Annotated in this window: 20 protein-coding genes; 9 read left to right on the plus strand and 11 right to left on the minus strand. The window is 67.2% G+C overall.

Features of this window, described 5'->3' with window-relative positions:
* Positions 1 to 46: 46 nt before the first annotated feature.
* From EWM63_RS20125 to EWM63_RS32450, 5 genes are all read left to right on the plus strand, one after another.
* On the plus strand, positions 47 to 673 hold the full coding sequence (locus EWM63_RS20125; RefSeq protein ID WP_130188128.1) for a DUF47 domain-containing protein: 627 nt from the start codon (positions 47 to 49) through the stop codon (positions 671 to 673).
* A gap of 24 nt (positions 674 to 697) precedes the next feature.
* Positions 698 to 1708 carry an inorganic phosphate transporter gene (locus tag EWM63_RS20130; RefSeq protein WP_130188129.1) on the plus strand — a complete coding sequence of 337 codons (1011 nt, stop codon included), beginning with the start codon at positions 698 to 700 and terminating at the stop codon, positions 1706 to 1708.
* 64 nt (positions 1709 to 1772) lie between these two features.
* Entirely contained in the window at positions 1773 to 2774 is a 1002-nt protein-coding gene (locus tag EWM63_RS20135) for a bile acid:sodium symporter family protein (protein WP_130188130.1), read from the plus strand.
* Between the two features lie 44 nt (positions 2775 to 2818).
* Positions 2819 to 3385 (plus strand): helix-turn-helix domain-containing protein, encoded by a 567-nt coding sequence (locus tag EWM63_RS20140; RefSeq protein ID WP_130188131.1) that lies wholly within the window; start codon positions 2819 to 2821, stop codon positions 3383 to 3385.
* Positions 3382 to 4359, plus strand: coding sequence for a GNAT family N-acetyltransferase (locus EWM63_RS32450; protein ID WP_130188132.1), 978 nt, complete (start codon positions 3382 to 3384; stop codon positions 4357 to 4359). Before EWM63_RS20140 ends, EWM63_RS32450 begins: the two co-directional genes overlap by 4 nt.
* Positions 4360 to 4443: 84 nt before the next feature.
* Here EWM63_RS32450 and EWM63_RS20150 read toward each other — a convergent pair whose 3' ends face one another.
* The 4 genes from EWM63_RS20150 to EWM63_RS20165 are packed head-to-tail and all read right to left on the minus strand — an operon-like array spanning position 4444 to position 8095.
* On the minus strand, positions 4444 to 4830 hold the full coding sequence (locus tag EWM63_RS20150; protein ID WP_130188133.1) for a VOC family protein: 387 nt from the start codon (positions 4828 to 4830) through the stop codon (positions 4444 to 4446).
* Between the two features lie 34 nt (positions 4831 to 4864).
* A complete protein-coding gene (locus EWM63_RS20155) occupies positions 4865 to 5290 on the minus strand; it encodes a hypothetical protein (protein ID WP_130188134.1) in 426 nt (141 codons plus the stop codon).
* 37 nt (positions 5291 to 5327) lie between these two features.
* Positions 5328 to 7202, minus strand: coding sequence for a GspE/PulE family protein (locus EWM63_RS20160; protein WP_130188135.1), 1875 nt, complete (start codon positions 7200 to 7202; stop codon positions 5328 to 5330).
* Positions 7199 to 8095 carry an MBL fold metallo-hydrolase gene (locus tag EWM63_RS20165; protein WP_130188136.1) on the minus strand — a complete coding sequence of 299 codons (897 nt, stop codon included), beginning with the start codon at positions 8093 to 8095 and terminating at the stop codon, positions 7199 to 7201. Before EWM63_RS20165 ends, EWM63_RS20160 begins: the two co-directional genes overlap by 4 nt.
* A 230-nt stretch (positions 8096 to 8325) precedes the next feature.
* Here EWM63_RS20165 and EWM63_RS20170 point away from each other — a divergent pair, with 230 nt between their 5' ends.
* On the plus strand, positions 8326 to 10563 hold the full coding sequence (locus EWM63_RS20170) for a heavy metal translocating P-type ATPase (RefSeq protein ID WP_229487390.1): 2238 nt from the start codon (positions 8326 to 8328) through the stop codon (positions 10561 to 10563).
* Positions 10560 to 10952 (plus strand): Cu(I)-responsive transcriptional regulator, encoded by a 393-nt coding sequence (gene cueR / locus EWM63_RS20175; protein ID WP_130188137.1) that lies wholly within the window; start codon positions 10560 to 10562, stop codon positions 10950 to 10952. Before EWM63_RS20170 ends, cueR begins: the two co-directional genes overlap by 4 nt.
* 10 nt (positions 10953 to 10962) lie before the next feature.
* Here the strand turns inward: cueR and EWM63_RS20180 are convergent, their stop codons facing one another.
* Entirely contained in the window at positions 10963 to 11724 is a 762-nt protein-coding gene (locus tag EWM63_RS20180) for a sulfite exporter TauE/SafE family protein (RefSeq protein ID WP_130188138.1), read from the minus strand.
* A gap of 97 nt (positions 11725 to 11821) precedes the next feature.
* Here EWM63_RS20180 and EWM63_RS20185 point away from each other — a divergent pair, with 97 nt between their 5' ends.
* A complete protein-coding gene (locus EWM63_RS20185; protein ID WP_130188139.1) occupies positions 11822 to 12541 on the plus strand; it encodes a glutathione S-transferase in 720 nt (239 codons plus the stop codon).
* 3 nt (positions 12542 to 12544) lie between these two features.
* On the opposite strand, the gene EWM63_RS20190 is transcribed toward EWM63_RS20185, so the two are convergent.
* The 3 genes from EWM63_RS20190 to EWM63_RS20200 all read right to left on the minus strand — a co-directional run bounded on the left by EWM63_RS20190 (position 12545) and on the right by EWM63_RS20200 (position 14823).
* Entirely contained in the window at positions 12545 to 12745 is a 201-nt protein-coding gene (locus tag EWM63_RS20190) for a heavy-metal-associated domain-containing protein (protein WP_130188140.1), read from the minus strand.
* Between the two features lie 114 nt (positions 12746 to 12859).
* Positions 12860 to 13690 (minus strand): LytR/AlgR family response regulator transcription factor, encoded by an 831-nt coding sequence (locus tag EWM63_RS20195; RefSeq protein WP_229487391.1) that lies wholly within the window; start codon positions 13688 to 13690, stop codon positions 12860 to 12862.
* Entirely contained in the window at positions 13687 to 14823 is a 1137-nt protein-coding gene (locus EWM63_RS20200) for a sensor histidine kinase (protein WP_229487392.1), read from the minus strand. Before EWM63_RS20200 ends, EWM63_RS20195 begins: the two co-directional genes overlap by 4 nt.
* Positions 14824 to 14962: 139 nt before the next feature.
* Here EWM63_RS20200 and EWM63_RS20205 point away from each other — a divergent pair, with 139 nt between their 5' ends.
* Positions 14963 to 15898 carry an alpha/beta hydrolase gene (locus EWM63_RS20205; RefSeq protein ID WP_130188141.1) on the plus strand — a complete coding sequence of 312 codons (936 nt, stop codon included), beginning with the start codon at positions 14963 to 14965 and terminating at the stop codon, positions 15896 to 15898.
* 193 nt (positions 15899 to 16091) lie between these two features.
* Here EWM63_RS20205 and EWM63_RS20210 read toward each other — a convergent pair whose 3' ends face one another.
* The 3 genes from EWM63_RS20210 to EWM63_RS20220 all read right to left on the minus strand — a co-directional run bounded on the left by EWM63_RS20210 (position 16092) and on the right by EWM63_RS20220 (position 19278).
* A complete protein-coding gene (locus tag EWM63_RS20210; protein WP_130188142.1) occupies positions 16092 to 17963 on the minus strand; it encodes a PhoH family protein in 1872 nt (623 codons plus the stop codon).
* Between the two features lie 320 nt (positions 17964 to 18283).
* Positions 18284 to 18727 (minus strand): peroxiredoxin, encoded by a 444-nt coding sequence (locus EWM63_RS20215; RefSeq protein ID WP_130190503.1) that lies wholly within the window; start codon positions 18725 to 18727, stop codon positions 18284 to 18286.
* 164 nt (positions 18728 to 18891) lie between these two features.
* A complete protein-coding gene (locus EWM63_RS20220; RefSeq protein ID WP_130188143.1) occupies positions 18892 to 19278 on the minus strand; it encodes an Mth938-like domain-containing protein in 387 nt (128 codons plus the stop codon).
* Positions 19279 to 19401: the final 123 nt, after the last annotated feature.

Consider the following 19401-nt stretch of genomic DNA (forward strand, 5'->3'; position numbering starts at 1 on the left):
AGCGGCGGCCCTGGCAGCACCCCCGAATCAACCAACGGAGAATAAAATGTTTGGACGCCTGATGCCCACCGAGGGCAAATTCTTTGACCTGTTCAACCAGCATGCTGAACTGTGCGTCAAGGGCGCGAAAGAAATGCTGGGCCTGATGACCAATTTCGATGACCTGGAAAACCGCGTGCATGCGATCGAGAGCATCGAGAAACAGGCCGACAAGATCACCTACACCACGGTGGACCTGCTGCACAAGACGTTCATCACGCCGATCGACCGCGATGACATCCACAAGCTGATCACCAAGATGGACGACATCCTGGACATGATGGAAGACGCCGCGCAGACCGTGTCGCTGTACGACCTGCACGCCGTCACGCCGGAAGCCAAGCGCCTGGCCGAACTGGTGCTGGCATGCTGCGAGAAGGTCAAGGAAGCGGTGGCGCTGCTGTCGAACATGGACAATGCCCGCGACATCGTCGGCATCTGCGAAGAGATCGACCGCCTGGAGTCCGACGCCGACCACGTGATGCGCGCTGCCATGTCCAAGCTGTTCCGCGACGAGCCGGACGTGCGCAACCTGATCAAGATGAAGGCCATCTACGAGATCCTGGAAACCGTCACCGACCGCTGCGAAGACGTGGCCAACATCATCGAAGGCATCATCGTCGAGAACGCGTAAGCGTCGCACGGTCAGAACAACAACATGCAGACTCTAGAAATCAGCATCTACGCGCTGGGGCTCCTCATTGCCCTCGCGCTGATCTTCGACTTCATGAATGGCTTCCACGACGCGGCGAATGCGATCGCCACGGTCGTGTCGACCGGCGTCCTGAAACCGCAGACCGCGGTGGCCATGGCGGCGTTCTTCAACTTCATCGCGATCTTCGTCGTGGGCCTGCACGTGGCAACGACGATCGGCAAGGGCACGATCGACCCGCAGGTGGTGGATCACCATGTGATTTTCGGGGCGCTCGTGGGCGCCATCGTGTGGAACGTGATCACCTGGTATTACGGCATCCCGTCGTCGTCGTCGCACGCACTGATCGGTGGCCTGGTGGGCGCGGCCGTCGCCAAGGCCGGTACCGGCGCACTGATCGCCAGCGGCCTGATCAAGACCGTTGTGTTCATCGTCGTCGCGCCGCTGCTGGGCTTTTTCCTCGGCACGCTGATCATGCTGATCGTGTCGTGGGTGTTCGTGAAGTCGACGCCGCGCCGCATCGACACGTGGTTCCGCCGCCTGCAGCTCGCTTCCGCCGCCGCCTACAGCCTGGGCCACGGCGGCAATGACGCCCAGAAAACCATGGGCATCATCTGGATGCTGCTGATCGCCTCCGGCCACGTGGCTGCCGATGCGGCAGCGCCGCCCACCTGGGTCATCGTTGCCTGCTACGGCATGATCTCGTTCGGCACGCTGTTCGGTGGCTGGCGCATCGTCAAGACGATGGGCCAGAAGATCACCAAGCTCAAACCGGTCGGCGGCTTCTGCGCCGAAACGGGCGGCGCGATCACCCTGCTGATGGCATCGTTCTGGGGCGTGCCCGTCTCGACCACGCACACGATCACCGGCGCCATCGTCGGTGTCGGTTCCGCGCAGCGCCTGTCGGCCGTGCGCTGGGGCGTGGCCGGCAACATCGTGTGGGCATGGGTCTTCACGATCCCGGCGTCGGCCTTCGTGGCCGCCATCGGCTGGTGGATCGGCACGCAGATCATGTAAGCACGGTGCATGTAAAACGAAAGGGAGCCACGGCTCCCTTTTTTTTATTCGGCTAGAATATCGGATGCCTTCCGTTCTCGCTTCCCTTTCCCGCCTTGCTTTCCTCTCCCGCTTCAAGCCTGACAATTTCACGCTGGTCCTGCTGGCAACCGTCGGCGTTGCCACCCTGCTGCCATGCACCGGCCAGGTGGCCGTGGTGCTCGGCGACTTCACCACGTTCATCATCGGCCTGCTGTTCTTCCTGCATGGCGCCAAGCTGTCGCGGCAGGCGGTCATCGCCGGTATCACGCACTGGCGCCTGCACCTGCTGGTGCTGTGCTCGACCTTCGTGCTGTTCCCCATCCTCGGCCTGGCGTTCAAGCCGTTGGCCCTGCAGCTGCTGACGCCGGACCTGTACGTGGGCCTGCTCTTCCTGTGCATGCTGCCATCGACCGTGCAGTCGTCGATCGCGCTGACCGCGATGGGGCGGGGCAATGTGCCCGCCGCCGTCTGCAGCGCCTCGGCGTCGAACTTCCTCGGCATCTTCATCACGCCGCTGCTGGTGTCCGCCTTCGTCGTGCAGGGGCATGTGGAACGCTCGACGGGCGACGCGGTGCTGGCCATCGTGCTCCAGCTGCTGGTGCCCTTCCTGGCCGGCCAGCTGCTGCGCCCGGTGATCGGCACGTGGATCGACCGCCACAAGCCCGCGCTGAAGTACGTCGACCAGGGGTCGATCCTGCTGGTGATCTACACGGCGTTCTCGGCGGCCGTCGTCGAAGGGTTGTGGCACAAGCTGTCGCCTACCGTGCTCGTCACGCTGGGCGTCATCTGCTGCGTGCTGCTGGCGGTCGTGCTGGCCGTGACGATGTACGCCAGCCGCAAGCTGGGTTTTTCTCGCGAAGATGAAGTGACCATCGTGTTCTGCGGTTCGAAGAAAAGCCTCGCCTCCGGCGTGCCCATGGCAAAGGTTCTGTTCGCCACGTCGTCGCTGGGCATGGTCATCCTGCCGATCATGCTGTTCCACCAGATCCAGCTGATGGTCTGTTCCGTCATGGCGCAGCGCTTTGCACAGCGCCGACCGGACTGACGGAGATCTTCCCTGAATCTCATATCTGGGATATATTTCCAGATATGGGAAATCACGAGCAATTCGAATCGAAGCTGGTCGCCCGGCTGGCCGGCCTGCGCGAAGTGCGCGGCTGGTCGCTGGAGGAACTGGCACGGCGCACCGGCATCAGTCGCGCCACGCTGTCGCGCATCGAGCGCGGCGAAAGCAGCCCGACCGCCTCGCTGCTGGGCAAGCTATGCGCGGCCTACGGCCTGCCGATGTCGCGCCTGGTCGCCGCGGTCGAGGAGCAGGGGGCGCAACTGGTCAGGCACGCCGACCAGGCCGTCTGGAGCGACCCGGGCAGCGGCTTTACCCGGCGCATGGTGTCGCCGCCGACGCATGGCCTGCGCGGCGAGCTGATCGAAGGCCGGCTGCCGGCCGGCGCGCTGATCGACTATGAACGGCCACCCCAGCCGGGCCTGGAGCAGCACCTCTGGATGCTGAACGGCCTGCTCGACTACACGCTCGATGGCGTCACGTACCGCTTGTATCCGGGCGACTGCCTGCGCTTCCGGCTGTACGGCGCCACACGCTTTTCCTGCCCCGGCACCACGGGGGCCCACTACCTCATCGCCATCTGCGAACCATGATCACGATCGACGAACTGACGGGCAACGGCGTGCGCGCCGTTGCCGGTGAACTGGCCGAAGTGCTGCACGCCTGCGTGGGGAACGGTGCCAGCGTCGGCTTCCTGCCACCGTTCACACAGGCCGATGCGCGCCGCTTCTGGCAGGACGTGGCCGCGCAGGTCGATGCCGGCGCGCGCACGCTGTTCGTGGCCCGCAACGAGGAAGGCATTGTTCGCGGCACGGTGCAGCTGGCGCTGGCCACGCCCGCGAACGGCGCCCACCGCGCGGAGGTGAACAAGATGCTGGTACACCCGGGCTGCCGGCGGCTGGGCATCGGCCGCATGCTGCTGCAAGCCGCCGAGGCGCGCGCCCGGGCGCTGGGCCGCACGCTGCTCGTGCTCGACACGTGGGTGGGCAGTGGCGCGCAGCACCTGTACGCCGGCCTCGGTTACCGCACCGCCGGCGACATTGCGCATTACGCGATCCTGGAAGGCAGCACCCTCGGCGCCACCCGCGTCATGTACAAGGTCCTCGTGCCCCCGATCGACGTGGCCATCGCCGATCCCGCATCGGGCGATGCCGTGGCGCTGATGGAAGAGCTGTCCGGTGTCCTGCGCACGATTACGGGCGATGACGGCAACACCTCGTTCGATCCCGCCACCTGCACGCTGTTCGCGATTGCCCGCGATGCCGAAGGCGCGGCGGTCGGTTGCGGCGCGCTGCGCCCGCTCCATGGCGGCGCTGAGAGCGGGTTCGGCGACATCGCCGAAATCAAGCGGATGTACGCGCGGCCCGGCAGCGGCGCCGGCGCCGCCGTGCTGGCCTTCCTGGAAGCGCAGGCCGGCGCGCGCGGCTACCACGGCCTGTGGCTGGAAACGCGCAAGGTCAACGCGCGTGCGGTGCGCTTCTACGATGCCCAGGGTTACCTGCGCATTCCCAATTTCGGCAAGTATGCCGGCAACGACGCGGCGGTGTGCTTCGGCAAGCGCCTGTAGCTACCATCATTCGGTACCATCATTCGGTACCATCATTCTGCGCCACCATTCGGCGCCATCATTGTGCGTCACCATGCGGCGCGCTCAGTCATGGCAGGCCACGCACAGCTTGTTGCCGTCCGGGTCGCGGAAGTAGGCGCCATAGTAGTTCGCGTGGTATTCGGGCCGCAAGGCCGGCCGTCCCTCGCAGGTGCCGCCACCGGCCAGCGCGGCGGCATGGGCACGGTCGACCGTGGCGCGGTCCGGCGCCAGCAGTGCCGTCATCGCGCCGTTGCCCACGGTGGCCGGCATGCCGTCGAACGGCGCGCCAACCAGCAGGAGCGGGCGGGGGGCGTCGCGCGGCATCCAGCCCGCCCACGGGCGGGCGTCGTCGCGAAAGCGCAGCGGCTGGCCGAGCGCTTCCATCACGCCTGAGTAAAACGCGAAGGCACGGCCAAAGTCGGTCACGCCGATGAATATGTGGGACAGCATCGATCTCTCCTTGGCACCGGCCGCCGGCCGGCAATCAGCGGCGCAGCATCACCAGTGCCTGCACCACTTCCAGCGAACGCCACGCCATCGCGACGCCGAGCGCCAGGAACACGATGCCGAACACCACGCCGTAATCGCCGCCCATCATTCCGCCCAGCCACAACGCGCCCGTAACGACGAGAATGGTCACCAGCAGGCGCGTGGCCCAGCCTTCGTGGCCTTCCTGCCCGGTGGTGAGGTTGCGGTGCGCATATGCCGTAAACAGCTTGGCGCGGCGTTTCCCGACCACCAGCAATTCCTGCCCCTCGGCGATCACCAGCGGGGCGGCCGAAACGATCTTCACCAACTGGCCGTCCAGCCGGAACACGGCCGCGTGGATCACGCTGGTGCCGGTCTTTGGATTATGCGACACCGTCTTGCCGCGCCGTAGTTCGGTGACGGTACCCCTCAGTTTCTCCATGTGATCCTTTTTCTTGTGTAACCCTGTCTCGCCTGAACTATCGCGCGCAAGCGGCGCGCACCATCCGGATGTCGGTCATGCCCGCCAGTACCTTGTCGATGCCATCCATCTTCAGCGTGCGCATGCCTTCATCGATCGCCGCGCCGGCCAGGCGCGCCGCGGCGGGGCGCTGTGCCAGCAAGCGGGCGGTGCGCTCGCCCACGACCATCAGTTCGAACAGGCCAACGCGACCCCGGTAGCCACCCTGGCACGCGGCGCAGCCAACGGCCCGGTACAGCGTGAAGCGGCCGGCGGCGTCGGCATGGCGTCCGCGCCACGCCGACAGCACACCCGCCCTGGCGGTATCGGCCACCGCGTCGGCCACCGCATCGGCACCGGCGGGCTGCAATTCTTCGCAATATTCGGTCAGCAGCAGGTCCAGCTCCGCCATGCCGGGATGGTACGGCAGGCGGCACGCGGTACACAGCCGCCTGGCCAGCCGCTGCGCCAGCACGCCGGCCAGTGCGGCGGCGGCACCGAACGGATCGGCGCACAGGTCGAGCAGCCGCATCGCCCCCTCGGCCGCGCCGCGAGCGGGCAGGGCGGCCAGCACCAGCCGCCCCGTCAGTGCCGCCTCGACCGCCAGGCCGGCCGCGGCGGGGCCACCCGGCGCATCGGCAACGATCACGTCCGCGTCGGCGTGCCGGAACGCTTCCAGCGCGCCCGCAAGGTCGAGCGGCGAACCGTCGACGCGAACCTGGCGGACCCCCGGCTGCACCGGCGCCGGCGACGCCTCGGCGGTACAGATCTTGCGCCCGACACCGTCCAGGCAGCCCAGCAGCGCGTGCAACGTCGTGCTCTTGCCCGTTTCGCGCGGACCGCACACGAGCAGCAGCCCATGCTCGCCATCGAGCATGCGGCGCAGGCTGGCCAGGTGGTCCGGCGCCAGGCCCAGCTGCGCCAGCGGCAGCGGCGCGTTCTCCGCCGCCACGCGCAATACCCAGTCTGTGCCGGCCACCGACGCTATCGCGATCACGTGCAGCTGCACATCCGGCAAGCCCTGCGCGCGACCGTCGATCGTGCCTTGCCATGGCTTCCCCGGCTCCGCGTCGGCCAGGTTGGCGATGGTTGCGATATGGCTGGCCAGTGCCGCCGCGTGCGGGGCCGGCAGGCCGGCATACCGGGCCAGCGCGCCATCCCGGCGCAGGCGGATCGCGCTTGCCGCGCTGGGCGCGGCTTCGATGTGGATCGCCGATGCGCCCAACCGGCAGGCATCGGCCACGATCCGCGCCAGCAGCCGTGCCGGCTCGTCGGGGGCGGGCACGGCCACCAGGGCGCGCGTGGCGGACGGTTCCCGGACGGCCGCCGGGACTTGCAGGGTTTGCCGGCGGTCCGGGGGCGCGGCCAGCAATCCGGCCAGCGACTCGCCCAGCAGGACGGCGCCTTCCACGGCCTGCGCGCCGAACGGTTCGCCATCGCGGGTGTTGACGAGCTGGATCACGCCCAGCAAGGCCTGCGATCCCGGTGCCAGCACGGGCACGGCCAGTACCTGCTTCGTGCGGTAGCCGGTGCGCTCGTCCACGCCGCGCGGGAAGCGCAGGCCGGGCGCCACGCGCGCCAGTTCGGCATCGTCGTAAGCGTCGGCAATGTTGACCGCCCGCCGCGCCAGCGCCGCATGGCCGGCGATCGCATGGGATGCGATCGCCACCTTCACGTCACGCGATCCGTGCGGCAGTGCCTTCACCTTCGAGACCAGGTAATCGCCCTCGGCATCGACGGCATACAGCGTGAAGCGGTCGCAGGAGAACAGGCCGGCCACGGCGCCGCCGGCATCGAGCATGATGGCATCCAGGTTGCCCGCCGCCCGCAGCTGGTCCGCCAGCGCCGCCAGCGCCTGCCGGAACGGAATGCGCGTGTCGGCGACCGTGTTCATCCCAGCTCGACTTCCAGGCCTTCCCAGGCAAGCACTACCCGCAGCCCGCCGGGCAGCGGCGCGTGGCGCGCCATCACGTCGGCGAACACGGCTTCCAGTTCGTCGTCGCTGCGGGTCGGTTCATGGTGCGTGCAGTACAGCGCCTTCGCGCCGGTGCGCACCGCCAGCGCCAGCGCGCTGTCGAACGTGCCGTGCCCCCAGCCGATCTTTGCGGGATATTCCTCGCGCGTGTACGAGCAATCGGCGATCAGCGCATCCACGCCATGCGCCAGCGCGTCGATCGCGGCGTTGCGCTGCGCCATCTGGTGCGCGAACGCCGCGTGCTCGGGCTGCCCTTCGTCATGGGGATTGAACAGCGGCTCGTGGTCGCCGGTAAAGAAGATCGACCGGCCGTTGCAATCGATGCGGTAGCCCAGGTCGGTGACCGGATGGCCCATCACCACGTTGCGCACCACGGCATCTCCGACCGGCACGGCCTCGCCGATCGCCAGCGTGCGGTACTCGATCGTCGCCGCCATCTGCGCCTCGCCCACGGGGAAATAGCTGTTCTGGAACTGCACGCCCATCACGTGCCCGATGCCGTTGCCGGTATCGGGATCGGTCACGCCATGCAGGCGCACCCGGCTGCCCGCGATGAACAGGGGCGTGAAGAACGGCAGGCCGTGGATATGATCCCAGTGGCTGTGCGTGATGAAGATATTGGCCTCGATCGGGCGCTGCGGGGCGGCCACCAGCGCCTGGGCCAGACAGAACAGGCCGGTACCGCCGTCGAGCACGATCAGTGTGCCGTCGTCGCTGCGCACCTCGATGCACGTGGTATTGCCGCCATAGCGCACCGTGCGTGGTCCCGGCGAGGGTATCGAGCCGCGCACCCCCCAGAATTTGAATTTCATCCGAATGTCACCCGTGTCCGTTCTGTATCGTTCCGGCCCGGCTGTGCCGGCAAATCCCCACGGATGATAGCGTTTTTTTTACCCTGTCTGGCGGCTTTCGCCGGTACCGCCGGATTTCCCGTTGGCACAATCGGACGGCGGCCACGTTCCGCCGTCCATGCCGAAATCCCTTGACCTTCCCATCATGGGATACTTGATGATGGCAGCATCATGGCAGCAGGAGTATCCCGATGAGCAATGAACTTTCCCACGATGTCCGCATTGGCGGCATGAGTTGCGCGGCCTGCGTGGGCCGCGTCGAAAAGGCGCTGGCCGCCGTTCCGGGCGTGCGCAGCGCCAGCGTGAACCTGGCCACCGAAACGGCACGCGTGGAAACGGCGGTGCCGCTGCCGTTCGACACGCTGCGCGCCGCCGTCGAGAATGCCGGTTACGAAGCGGGGCCCGCCGTCGATCCGGCCGCCCCGGCCGTGCCGGTATCGGAACCGCCGGCAACGGCCGGCGGCATGCTGCGGGGCTGGCTGCGCGGCGCCAACGAAGGCTTGCCGGTCTTGCTGGCGGCGCTGCTGTCGGTACCGCTGGCCGCGCCAATGCTGCTGGCGCCGCTCGGCATCGGCTGGATGGCCGCGCCCTGGCTGCAGTGGCTGCTGGCGACGCCCGTGCAATTCCTGCTCGGCGCGCGCTTCTACCGCGCCGGCTGGAAAGCGGCACGGGCCGGGGCCGGCAACATGGACCTGCTGGTGGCGCTGGGCACGAGCGCCGCTTACGGCCTGTCGGTGTACCTGCTGCTGTCCGGCCACGGCACGCACCTGTATTTCGAGGCCTCGTCGGTCGTCATCACGCTGGTCCTGCTGGGCAAGTGGCTGGAAGCGCGCGCCAAGCGCCAGACCACCTCGGCGATCCGCGCCTTGCGCACCCTGCGGCCCGATACGGCACGCGTGCGGCGCGGCGGGCACGATGCCGACGTGCCGATCGCCACGGTCCGCACCGGCGACATGGTGGTGGTGCGGCCCGGTGAACGGATCGCCGTCGATGGTGACGTGGTGGAAGGCATGAGCGATGTCGACGAAGCGCTGATCACCGGCGAAAGCCTGCCGGTGGCGCGCCGGCCGGGCGACCGCGTGACGGGCGGGGCAATCAACGGCGCCGGCCTGCTGCTGGTACGCACCACGGCCACCGGCGCGGAAACCACGCTGGAACGCATCATTCGCCTGGTCGAGGATGCCCAGGCCGCTAAGGCGCCCGTGCAGCACCTGGTGGACCGGGTCAGCGCCGTGTTCGTGCCGGTCGTGCTGGCGATCGCCGCGCTGACCCTTGCCGGCTGGTGGTTTGCCACGGGCAACCTGGAAACGGCCACGATCAATGCCGTGACGGTGCTCGTCATCGCCTGCCCGTGCGCACTGGGCCTGGCCACGCCGGCCGCCATCATGGCCGGCACCGGCGTGGCGGCCCGCCACGGCATCCTGATCAAGGATGCGGCGGCGCTGGAAACCGCCCACGGCGTCACGGCCGTGGTCTTCGACAAGACCGGCACGCTGACGCAGGGCCGGCCCGTGCTGGCGGCGTTGCGCGCGCACGGCATCGCCGAGGCGGAACTGCTGGCGCTGGCGGCCGCCGTGCAGCGCGGCAGCGAGCATTCGCTGGCCCGCGCCGTGCTCGAGGCGGCAAACGAACGCGCGCTGGACGTGCCCGCGGCACAGGCCGTGACGGCACTGCCGGGCAGGGGACTTGCCGCCACGGTGGCCGGCCGCGACCTCGTGCTGGGCAGTACCCGGCTGATGGCGGAGCGCCACGTCGACCTGGCGCCGCTGCAGGCCGAGGCGCTGGCACTCGAGCAGTCCGGCCACACGGTGTCGTGGCTGGCCGATGCCGGTGCGCGCCGCTTGCTGGGTCTCGTCGCGTTTGCCGACCCGCCGAAACCCACGGCGCGGGCCGCCGTGGCGCGGCTGCATGCGCAGGGGATCGCCACCACGATGCTGACCGGCGATAACGCCGGCAGCGCGCAGGCCGTGGCCGCCGCGGTGGGTGTCGGCGACGTATCGGCCAACCTTCTCCCGGCCGACAAGACGGCGCACATCGCCGCGCTGAAGGCGGGCGGGGCGCGGGTGGCGATGGTGGGCGACGGCATCAACGACGCGCCGGCGCTGGCGGCGGCGGACGTGGGCATCGCCATGGCGACCGGCACCGACGTGGCCATGCACGCGGCCGGCATCACGCTGATGCGGGGCGACCCGGCACTGGTGGCCGATGCGCTCGACATCTCACGCCGCACGTTCGCCAAGATCCGGCAAAACCTGTTCTGGGCGTTCGTCTACAACCTGGCCGGCATTCCGCTGGCGGCACTGGGCATGCTGAGCCCGGTCATGGCGGGGGCCGCGATGGCGCTGTCGTCGGTCAGCGTGATCACGAATGCGCTGCTTCTGAATGGCTGGAAACCGGGGCGCCGGCAGCCGAACGAGGAGGAAGCATGAACATCGGCCAGGCCGCCGCCGCATCGGGCGTGACGGCGAAAATGATCCGTTACTACGAAAGCATCGGCCTCGTGCCGGCGGCGCTGCGCACCGACAGCGGTTACCGGGTCTACGGCGACAGGGAAGTGCACACGCTGCGTTTCATCCGGCGCGCCCGCAAGCTGGGTTTTTCGCTGGAGCGCATCGCCGGCCTGCTGTCGCTGTGGCAGGACGGCGGGCGTGCCAGCGCCGATGTAAAACGCATCGCGCTGGACCATGTGGCCGAACTGGACGAGCGCATCCGCGAACTGACGGAAATGCGCGACACGATCGCCACGCTGGCCGCGTGCTGCCACGGCGACGACCGGCCGGACTGCCCGATCCTGCAAGGTATCGCCAGCACTGGCTGATCCGGCACGTTCAGCGCAGGAACATCCACACGGTCAGCGCCGCGCCCACGGCCACGACGTAGTAGCGCATGACCCGTTGCGGCAGCCGGTGGATCAGCCACGCGCCCAGCAGCCCGCCGCCAATGCCGCCGGCGCACAGCGCGAACGCGGCCGGCCAGCTGACCAGGTCCGAGAACGCGAAGATCAGCGTGGCCGCGGCATTCATCGCCATCGCCAGCATGTTCTTGGTGGCCGTGGCGGCACGGATCTGCTGCCCGGCGAACGTCAGCGCGGCCAGCATCAGGAAGCCGATGCCGCCGCCGAAATAGCCGCCATAGACGGAAATCACCATCTGGACCAGTGCCAGCGCCCATGCCGGCATGCCGCTGGCCGTGTGTGGCGGCTGCTTGCGGAACGCGCCCCACGCGAACATCGACGTGGCGAACAGCACGAGCCATGGCACCAGCCGGGCAAAGAACGTGGGTGGCGTGATGCGCAGCAGCAGCGCGCCGGCGATCCCGCCGATCACGCTGATCGCGAACATCTGCCGGAAAGTGAGCGGGCCCACGTCATCGGCGAGCCTGCGCCCGGCGATGGCCGACGTGGCCTGGCTGGGAAACAGCGCGATCGTCGACGTCATGTTGGCGGCGAGCGGGTTCAGGCCGGCCAGCAGGAGCGCGGGAAACGTGATGAACGACCCGCCGCCGGCAAGCGCGTTCTGCGTGCCGGCCAGCAGGCCGGCGCCGGCCAGCATCAGTACGTGGTACAGCTCGAGCGGAGGAACGGCGGCCATGGGCGGGGAAGGGCGGGAGCGGGTGGAGCAGGCGATTATAGCGCCGCCCCGCGCGCGGTCGGGCTAGAATGGCCGCGCCCCTAACTGTGGAGTCTTCATGGAACCCTATACCCTGTACTACTGGCCCACGATCCAGGGCCGCGGCGAATTCGTGCGGCTGGCGCTGGAAGAGGCCGGCGTGCCCTATCGTGACGTGGCGCGCGGCGCGAAGGGCATGCCGCAAGTGGAAGCGTCGCTCGACTTCCGCTGCGAACCGCTGCCCGCGTTCGCGCCGCCCGTGCTGCGTGCCGGCGAACTGCTGATCGGGCAGACGACGAACATTTTGCTGTTCCTCGGTGCCCGCCACGGCCTGGCGCCGCGCAGCGAAAAGGGCCGGCTGTGGTGCAACCAGCTGCAGCTGACGATCGCCGATATCGTGGCGGAGGCGCACGACTCGCACCACCCGATCTCGGTAAACAGTTATTACGAGGACCAGAAAAAGGAAGCGCGGGCGCGCTCGAAGGATTTTCGCGCGGCCCGGATCCCGAAATTCCTGGCTTACTTCGAGAATGTGCTGGCGGCCAATCCGGCGCGGGGCAGTTTCGCCGTCGGCGCGCGGCTGACTTACGTGGACCTGTCGCTGTTCCAGCTCGTCGAGGGCCTGCGTTATGCGTTTCCCAAAACGATGGCCCAGCTGGAACCGCAGTGGCCGCGGCTCGTGGCACTGTGCGAAGCCGTGCGGCAGCGGCCGAACATCGCGGCCTACCTGGCGTCGAAGCGGCGGATCGCCTTCAATGAAGACGGGATCTTCCGCCGCTATCCGGAGCTGGACAGGTAGGTCTCAGCGCGTACCCGTGACCGGGTAGCCGGCGTCGACGATCGCCGCCTTTACCGCATCGAGTGCGGCGCCGGACTGCACCTTCACGGCCTTGCCCGCCAGGTCGACATCGACCTGGGCATTGGCGTCGATGGCCTTGACTGCTTTCGTGACGGCCGCGACACAGTGGCCGCAGCTCATGTTTTCAACCTGCAGTTCGTACATGGGGTCCTCCTCGATTGGCAATGCGCGTACTGTAACCCTTCCCACGGGGGAAGGTCAAGCGTGCCGCTGGCAGCACGCCGTGGCACAGCACATCGTGGCGCAGACGTGGTGAATTCAGGCCTGCAGCGCCGCCTTCAGCGCGGCCAGGTAGCTGCCGCTGACGGACACCACGGCGCCGCAGCGCAGCGCCAGCCGGTGGCTGCCTTCACCACCGGTGGACAGGCTGGCGATCTGGTCGCGTCGCACGATGGCGCCGCGGTGCACGCGCAGGAAGCGCGCCGGGTCGAGCAGCGCTTCGAGGCGGTTCAGCGTAATACGGTGCAGTACCGTGCGCCCGGGCAGGTGCAGCTCGACGTAATTGCCGGCTGCTTCCATCCACAGGATCTCATCGACGATCACCTGCTCGATGCGGCCCACCGAGCGCACGCCGATCCGTTTCAGGTACGCCGCGGCATTGCCACCGGCATTCTTGGTGACTGCGGTACCGGCTTCGGCTTCGGCTCCGGCTTCGGCTTCGGCATAGTCGCGCAGCGCCGCGCCATAGGCTTCGCGCTGGCGCTGGCGTAGCATCGTCGCGGCGCGCTCGACGGCCTGTGCCAGCCGCGCATCGTCCAGCGGTTTCAGCAGGTAGTCCAGCGCGTGGACTTCGAACGCGTCCACGGCGTGCGCGCTGTAAGCCGTCACGAAGATGATCAAGGGCGGTTCGCGCAACCGGGACAGCTCGCGCGCCAGCACGAGGCCCGTTTCGCCCGGCATCTGCACGTCGAGGAAAAGAACGTCCACATCGTGCCGCGCCATGCTGGCGCGGGCCGCCGCTGTGCCGTCGCATTCGCCCACGGATTGCCAGCCCGCGTAGTCGGCCAGCGCGAGGCGCAGGTTGATCCTGCCCGGTTCCTCGTCGTCCACGATGAGGTAGCGGACCGGCGTCGTCACGGGCGCGGTCACGCCTGCGCTCCCAGCGGCAGGCGCACTTCGGCCACGAAGCGCCCGTCCCGCGCGCCGGTGCGCAGCGAGGCGCCGGGCGTCTGGCGCTGCAGGCGGTCGCGCGTGTTGGCCAGCCCGAGCCCGGCGCCCGGATTGGGCGACACCGCCGCGCTGACCGGATTGGTGACGGTGACGACCATCTCGTTGCCATCGCGCCGGAACGACAGCGTGATGTCGCCGGGGCCATCGTGGCAATCGAGGTCGTGGCGCAGCGCGTTCTCGATCAGCGGCTGCAGCGACAGGGGCGGGCAGTCGACGTCATGCAGCAGCGCGTCGTCGGCGCCATCGATCGCAATGCGCAGCCGGGCGCCGTAGCGCAGCCGCTGCAGGTCGAGGTAGTCGCGCACGAACTGCAGTTCCGCCGCCAGCGTTGCCGTCTGGTCCGTGCTGGCGGCCAGCGCATAGCGCAGCAGCGTGCTGAGGCGGCCAATGCCGGCCAGTGCCACCGGCTTGTCGCCGGCGCGCACGAGGGCGCTGATCGCGTTCAGCGCATTGAACAGGAAATGCGGTTCGAGCTGGGCACGCAGCGCCAGCATGCGCTGTTCCTCCAGCTGCAGGCGCAGGTTCAGCATGTCGTTCTGGGCGCGCTGCCAGGCCAGTTCGCGCTCCTTGGCCTGCCGCCAGTAGTGGATCGCCAGGATGGCGGCAAACGTGGCGGTGGTCGTGAACCAGCCGACGAGCAGCATCTTCATCAGCAGGCGGCGCGCATCGTCGACGCTGGCGATGTCGAGGTAGTCGCGCAGCCAGGCGATGTACAGCCATTGCGCTGGCTGGAACAGCAGCACGAGGCCGATGAACAGCAGCACAACGCTGCGCGGCCGCGCCACCAGCACGGGCCAGCGGCCCAGCACCGTCACCAGCACGGCGGACAGCACCATCAGCGGGACCGCGTATTCGATGAACCACGTGGCCAGCAGCACCGGATAGCGGCTGGCCACGCCGGTGCGCAGGTTGTCGCTGTAGGTTTGCAGCGCGCCCAGCGCGCTGATCGCCGTCCACACCAGTGCGCTGAGGATCACGGTCCTGGCGGCGGGTTTCGGCATGCTGGAAGGGCGCGGAAGGGCGGGCATGTGGGCGGGCGGGTGGACGGGCATGTTCATCGGCGAAAAGTATACCAGCCGCTTTCCGGGCTCCCCGGCCCGGCTGTCCCGTGGAAGCGGCAATCCATCCCAGCCGGGGTGGCACTGGCGCCGGCGCGCGGCACAATCGGCTCCCCGATCATGGAGAACCACATTGAAATCGTTGATACCCCTGCTTGCCTTGTGCTGCTGCACGGCCGCTGCCGCTGCCGCTACTGTTGCTCCCGCTGCTGCCGCGGGTTCTGCCGCGAATCCGGCAACGGCGCCTGCTTATGTACTCGATAACACCGAAGTGCGCGACGTGCGCGCCACCGCGATCAAGCGCGACTACCAGGTGTACGTGGCGCTGCCCGACTCGTACCGCACGTCGACCAGGCGCTACCCGGTGATCTTTGTCGTCGACGCCGGCTACGCGTTCCCGGTCGCGCGTGGCATCGCTTCGCGTCTGCACCGGCATGCGGGCATGGAAGAAGCGATCGTCGTCGGCTTGTCTTATGCGAAGGGCGATTCCGCCGTCTACAGCCGCACCCGCGACTACACGCCGAGCGTGTCGCGCAAGGGCCGCCGCCAGTCCGACATGCCGGGCCGCCCGATGGCCTCCGGCGAGGCCGATGGCTATGGGCGCTTCATCGCCGCCGATGTGTTCCCGCTGATCGCTGCACACTACCGTGCCGACATGCGGCGCAAGATCTTCGTCGGCCATTCCTATGGCGGCCTGCTCGGCTTGCAGATGCTGTTCACGCAGCCACGCACATTCGAGCACTACATCCTCGGCAGCCCCTCGCTGTGGTTCGACCAGGGCGTGATGTTCGACCGCGAAAAAGCCTACGCCGCGGCGCACCGCGACCTGCCGGCGTCCGTCTTCTTCGGCATCGGCGCCCGTGAAATACTGGCGCCCGGCAAACAGCGTTCGCGCGCCGAGGAAGACGCCGACATGGTCGCCGATCTGCGCGAATTCCACGACGCCCTCGCCACGCATCGCTACCCCGGCCTTGCCACCACGCTCAAGGTGTTCGCCGACGAAGACCACGCCAGCGTCTTCCCCCTCGTCCTCACCCACGGCCTGCGGGCTTACCTGAAGCGGCAGTAACCGCGGCAGCCAAGGCGTCCCCATCGGTTGTAAAACAACACCGGGGGCGTAGCCGGGGTTTCGAGGAGCACCGCTCCTTGCCGGCGTAGCGGTACTGCCCTGCAAGGCAGTACTCCTTCCAGTCCCCCAAACATTACGGCCAGAAAAAAGCCCCGCCGGCTTGCGCGGGCGGGGCTTTGCGGAGCGGGTGCGCTTACAGCACGTCGCTCGCGTGGTCAGCCAGGCGCGAACGCTCGCCGCGGGCCAACGTGACGTGGCCGCTGTGGGCCCAGCCCTTGAAGCGGTCGACGACGTAGGTCAGGCCGCTCGAGCCTTCGGTCAGGTATGGCGTGTCGATCTGGGCGATGTTGCCGAGGCAGAGGATCTTCGTGCCCGGGCCGGCGCGCGTCACCAGCGTCTTGACCTGCTTCGGCGTCAGGTTCTGCGCCTCGTCGATGATCAGGAACTTGTTGACGAACGTGCGGCCGCGCATGAAGTTCAGCGACTTGATCTTGATGCGCGAACGGATCAGGTCCTGCGTGGCCGCGCGGCCCCATTCGCCGGCGTCGTTGTCGGACTTGTTCAGCACCTCGAGGTTGTCGTCGAACGCGCCCATCCACGGGCTCATCTTCTCTTCCTCGGTACCCGGCAGGAAGCCGATGTCCTCGCCGACCGGCACCGTCACGCGGGTGACGATGATCTCGTTGTACAGCTTCGTCTCCAGCACCTGGGCGAGGCCGGAAGCCAGCGCCAGCAGCGTTTTACCGGTGCCGGCCTGGCCCAGCAGCGTGACGAAGTCGCATTCCGGATCCATCAGCAGGTTCAGCGCGAAGTTCTGCTCGCGATTGCGCGCGGTGACGCCCCACACATTGTTCTTGTTGTGCGAGTAGTCGCGCAGCACGCGGATCACGGCCGTCTTGCCATTGAGCTGCTTGACCTGGCCATAGAACGATGCTTCGCCATTGTTCGGTTCCAGATACACGAACTGGTTCACGAGCAGCGACGGTACGAACGGCCCCGTCACGCGGTAGTACGTGGTGCTGTAGCCGTTCTTGTTTTCCTGCCACGACTCCATGTCCTTGCCGTGCTTGTTCCAGAAGTCGTCCGGCAGCTGGACGATGCCCGAGTACAGCAGGTCGGTATCTTCCAGCACGTGGTCGTTGAAGTAATCCTCGGCCGGCAGGCCCAGGGCGCGCGCCTTGATGCGCATGTTGATGTCCTTCGACACCAGCACCACGGCGCGGCCTTCCTGGTCGGCTTCCAGCGAACGCACGACGGCCAGGATCTGGTTGTCCGCCTTCCCTTGCGGCAGGCCTTCCGGCAGGTCGGCGATCTGCAGCTTGGTCTGGAAGAACAGCCGGCCCTTGGCATCCTTGTTGCCCAGCTTGGACAGCAGGATGCCCTGTTCGATCGCGTCGTCGTCCGTGTTGGCGACGAGCGCATCGAGCGTGCGCGACACCTGGCGCGCATTGCGCGCGACTTCGGACATGCCCTTCTTGTGGTTGTCCAGTTCTTCCAGCGTCATCATCGGCAGGTACACATCGTGTTCCTCGAAACGGAACAGCGATGTCGGATCGTGCATCAGCACGTTCGTGTCCAGCACGAACAGCTTCGTGCCGCCAATCTGGTCGGCATGGCGGCTGGTCGACGACTTGATCGTGACCTCGACCGGCTTGTGCTTGGCCGGATGGGGCACCTCGGCCTTGATCGGCGTGACTTTCGCGCGCGGCGCTTTCGCGGTCGGCGCTTCCGCACTGGCAGGGGCGGCGGTGGCCGTGGCAGGGTAGGCCACTTTTGCCGGTGGCGCCGATACCGGCGCGACATCGGCCACGGCAGGCGCTTCGGCCGCGGTCTTCGCGGCGCCCTTGCGCGTGGTCTTCTTCGCTGGCGGCACCGGTGGCAGCGCGTCGGCCAGCATCGTCGGCGTCACGGTATCCAGTACCTCGGCGGTCTTGCCGCGCGTGGATTTCTTGGTCGGTGGCGTATCGTGTTCAGGGAACGGCACCGGATTGGCGCCGCTCGCCTTCGGGTAATCTTTTGCCAGCAGCAGGGTGGCCGGCTTGGTGGGCAGTTTTGGCAGTGGCATCAGGATCTCGTCTTAAAAAAGTACGCCGTGGCCGGCATGGGCCACGGTGACAGGTCGATGGGGAATACAGGGGATGCCAAGAGGGCAGCAGGGTGCCCGGGTAGCGGAACTACGGAAGTAATGACAGAGAGGAGAGGAGAACGCTGTTGACTCAAAATCTGGCTGTACGAACATGTGCACGAACGGGTGCACAAAACGCCGTACTAACGCTGTACTTGAAACAGTACCTGAAACAGTACTTGGAGCAGTACATAACGTCGCACGAACATCGGTTAAGGATAACCGGAACAGTGGCGGCGGGCTCGGTCGCAATCTTGATATCAGCCCCGGCGCGCTACAAATTCCAGCACTTCATCGACGTGACCGGGAACCTTCACGCCACGCCATTCTTTCACCAACCGGCCTTGGGCGTCAATGACAAACGTACTGCGCTCGACCCCTCGCACTTCCTTGCCATACATCTTCTTCTGCTTCATCACGCCGAATGCCTGGCATACCGCCTCGTCGGGGTCGGAAATCAGTTCGAACGGCAGTCCGAGCTTGGCCTTGAAGCTTTCATGGGAACGCAGCGAATCGCGGCTGATGCCATAGATCTCCACCCCGGCGGCCTTGAACTGCTCGTGCAGGTCGCGGAACGCCATGTTTTCCGTCGTGCAGCCGGGCGTATTGTCCTTCGGGTAGAAGAACAGCACGGTGGCCGTTGCCGGACGGCCGGCCAGCGTGAACGTCTGGCCGCTCGTCATCGCGGCGGAAAAGTCGGGCAGTGAGGCATCCGGCGTTGAAGCGGCGGGCAGGGGGGCATCGAGTTGGTCGGGGCTATCGGCCACGCTGTTTCTCCTGGAGGGAAGTGGTGCGCATCGCCTGTAAAAATGGAGCGATGCGGTTTTGATATGGCGGCGCTGCGCGGTAAATCAAGGGCGCCATGGCCTTACGCGGCGCCGTCCTTTTCAATGATCAGGGCAAGCAGCGCCTTGCGGCCTTCACCCATCAGGATGTTATAGGTACGGCAGGCCGCATTGGTGTCCATGCACTCGACGCCGATCTGTTTCGACGTAAGCGGCGCCGACAGGCGCGGATGCACGAAGCGCTGGCGCTCGCCGGTACCGAGGATCACCACGTCCGGACCCTCGGCCAGCAATTGCTCGAAATGCGCGACGGTCAGGTCGGCGAAGCGGGCCACGGGCCATGGCTGGGGCGCTTTTTCGGGCAGCACGAGCAGGCTGTGGTCGAAAGGCTGGGCGTTGATTTCCACGCCACCGGGAAAATAACCGGTCACGGTCTGGTATTGCTGGGTATTACTGGAATGAAGCTTCATGATATTTACGGCCCATTGGCCGGAATGTCGGTCGCGAAGGAGGCTCTATTGTAACGTTTTGCCATCGGAACGGCCCCGGCGCGGTTGCCTAATCGAACTTTATTCGGCAGAATGGGTCATTTT

It is taken from the genome of Pseudoduganella lutea, from assembly GCF_004209755.1.
Taxonomy (GTDB): domain Bacteria; phylum Pseudomonadota; class Gammaproteobacteria; order Burkholderiales; family Burkholderiaceae_D; genus Rugamonas; species Rugamonas lutea.